This is a genomic window from Rahnella perminowiae, assembly GCF_019049755.1.
Lineage (GTDB): Bacteria > Pseudomonadota > Gammaproteobacteria > Enterobacterales > Enterobacteriaceae > Rahnella > Rahnella perminowiae.
This window is the reverse complement of record NZ_JAFMOS010000130.1, coordinates 1-912: the sequence shown is the minus strand read 5'-3', so window position 1 is coordinate 912 and position 912 is coordinate 1. Positions and strand designations below refer to the sequence as shown.

Here is a 912-nt window from a genome sequence, read left to right as displayed (position 1 = left end):
GTGGGTTTCATCGCAGAAATGGGTGAGTGGATGGAAACCAGAACCGATTCATCCGGGAGTTTTTTTGATATCCTTGATGGCGATCTGTTCGAAAACTTCAAAAATATCAATGAAATTGAAGCGCTGTTAAGCCGGAGGTATAGCCATGTTAGCTTTTCCTCCTGACAGCCGGTTTATCAGCGCAGAAAAAATCGAAGACATTTGTTATCAGCGTCTGGCTGACCAGGTTCCGACACCTTTCTATGCCTACAGCGCATCGCAAATACGGGCAGACTTTTCAGCGTTAAAAAATTCACTTCCTGATGATATTCACTATTTTTATTCGCTTAAAGCGAATCCGAATAAAGCGTTAGTACGCCTGTTAAACCAGGCCGGAACAGGCTGTGAAGTATGTTCTCTGGCAGAACTCGAAACGGTATTAAGTCAGGGCGTCGAGCCGCAAGATATTATTTTCGTCGGCCCCGGAAAATACATTGCTGAATTAACGCAATGTTGTCGTATTGGTATTAAAGCTGTCGTCATAGAATCCATTGAAGAAATGAAACTGCTCAATGACATTGCAGCAAGCATAGGCGTTATACAAACCATTGCGTTACGCATCAACCCGGACTTTATTGGCGAAAAAGCCAAACTGGTGATGAGCGGCAAGCCCCGGCAATTTGGCATAGACGAACAACTTTTACCACAGGCCTTTTCCTGTGTCGGGCAGCAGAGTCATTTACGGCTCGCGGGGATCCACATTTATCTCGGTACGCGGATCCTTGACTGGCAGGCACTGGCTAAAAATACTTTGAATATTCTGTCGCTGGCCGAATCTTTGCAGAATACCTACAAGATTCATTTTGATTTTGTTGATGTCGGCGGAGGTTTTGGTGTCCGGTATTTTGACAAAGAAAAAGCGCTGGATATTGA

The 912-nt window shown here is 44.7% G+C and carries 1 protein-coding gene; it reads left to right on the top strand.

Annotated elements, in window-relative coordinates; all coding sequences use genetic code 11:
• Nucleotides 1-145 precede the first annotated feature (145 nt).
• Nucleotides 146-912, top strand: a 767-nt coding sequence (locus tag J1785_RS00705; protein WP_476655347.1) for a type III PLP-dependent enzyme domain-containing protein, incomplete at its 3' end; no start/stop codon positions are given.